This window comes from Methylicorpusculum sp. (genome assembly GCF_030651835.1).
In the GTDB taxonomy this organism is placed as follows: domain Bacteria; phylum Pseudomonadota; class Gammaproteobacteria; order Methylococcales; family Methylomonadaceae; genus Methylicorpusculum.
In genome coordinates this window covers 1-1393 of the sequence record NZ_JAUSBX010000037.1, presented here as the reverse complement: position 1 = coordinate 1393, position 1393 = coordinate 1, and the positions used below count along the sequence as shown (strand labels likewise).

3 protein-coding genes are annotated in these 1393 nt (G+C 47.7%); all 3 read left to right on the top strand.

What is annotated here, in order from left to right; genetic code table 11:
* Positions 1-188, top strand: a 188-nt coding sequence (locus Q7V32_RS04560) for a zinc ribbon domain-containing protein (protein WP_304895798.1), incomplete at its 5' end; no start/stop codon positions are given.
* Between the two features lie 78 nt (positions 189-266).
* A complete protein-coding gene (locus tag Q7V32_RS04555) occupies positions 267-794 on the top strand; it encodes a CIA30 family protein (protein WP_304895797.1) in 528 nt (175 codons plus the stop codon).
* Positions 795-1235: a dirigent protein gene (locus Q7V32_RS04550; RefSeq protein WP_304895796.1), complete on the top strand. Its 441-nt coding sequence runs from the start codon at positions 795-797 to the stop codon at positions 1233-1235.
* The last annotated feature ends 158 nt before the right edge of the window (positions 1236-1393 follow it).

The following is a 1393-nucleotide window of genomic DNA, read 5'->3' as shown; positions in this document are numbered from 1 at the left end:
CTAAAACCTGCAGTGTATGCGGCGCTATCCATGAACTGAAGTTATCGGATAGAACGATGAACTGCGAGTGCGGAAACACGCTAGACCGTGATTTAAACGCAGCAATAAATTTAAAGAATTATGCCGTAAGCTCTACGGTGCCAGCCTGTGGAGAGAAAAGCGCTGACGCTAAGCTATTGGTAGCGTGAAACTATTCTCTATGAATCAGGAAGAAAAACTTAGGTTTAATTGAAAATCATAGGTTGTTCAGAGCGGTAACGAGATCGGTGCTGGCAAATGATTTTATAATTGATGATCGAAGAAGTGGCAATCTGAAATCCAACCTTGGCATTGAATGGCGCGTGGTCACCGACCGGGTAATGGGCGGAATTTCGATTGGCAAGCTCACCCTGGATAGGTATAGAGGAAGGGACTGTTTACGTATGCAAGGGGACGTCTCAACTGAGAACAACGGCGGTTTTGTGCAAATAGCTTTGTCATTGTCTGATCAAGACCACTTCGATGCATCAACGTTTGCCGGCATTGTCATGGAAGTAGCTGGCAACAACGAAGACTACAACCTGCACTTTCGCAATTCGGACCTAGGCTTCCCATGGCAATCCTATCGTGCCAGCTTCAAAGCTACCAGCGACTGGCAAACCATCCGCATTCCTTTTGACGATTTGGAGGCCTACAAAACAACACAGAAATTCCGCCAGAATCAACTGAAACGTATCGGACTGGTGGGTATCGGGCGCGACTTTAAGGCGGATCTATGCCTCGCCTCTATCCATTTTTATAGTGGGAATAATTAGATGCCAACTACCTCGCACCGAATCCTATTCGCAAGCTTTCTGGGCATGGCATCCTGCACACAGAAATTACCGCTAACACTTGAAACCGTCGCTGATGCGAGAATTCACAAAGCTAAATTCATTGACATAGGTGAGCCAGGTGATTCGGCGGGCGATATCCTGACCTTCGATCAGCCCTTACTCAACGAAAAAGCTGAGCAGATCGGCAACAATAGCGGCACGTGCATACGCACACGCATGGGTCACAGCTTTCAATGCCAATGGACCTTGACACTAAAAAACGGCAGCATCCAGGTAGCGGGACGGGAATTGGATCAAGGGGCGTCAGACATAGCGATTGTTGGTGGCACAGGCCAATACGCGGGCATCAGCGGGCAAATGGAATCCGTCAATAATGGAGATGGTACTTTTACACAAACTTTGCACTATTGGATTAGATAGTATTCGAGAATTATTTATTACTCCCTTTTGATTGAAAAACCGTCTAAGAATAGAAGGTATGGGATGTGTCTATCGAGGACCGCCGTGAACCCCTCCATGGGGGCTTGACGGCAGCAATCCCTGCTGCCGACATCCTCGCTAGCCACACCCCATACCTT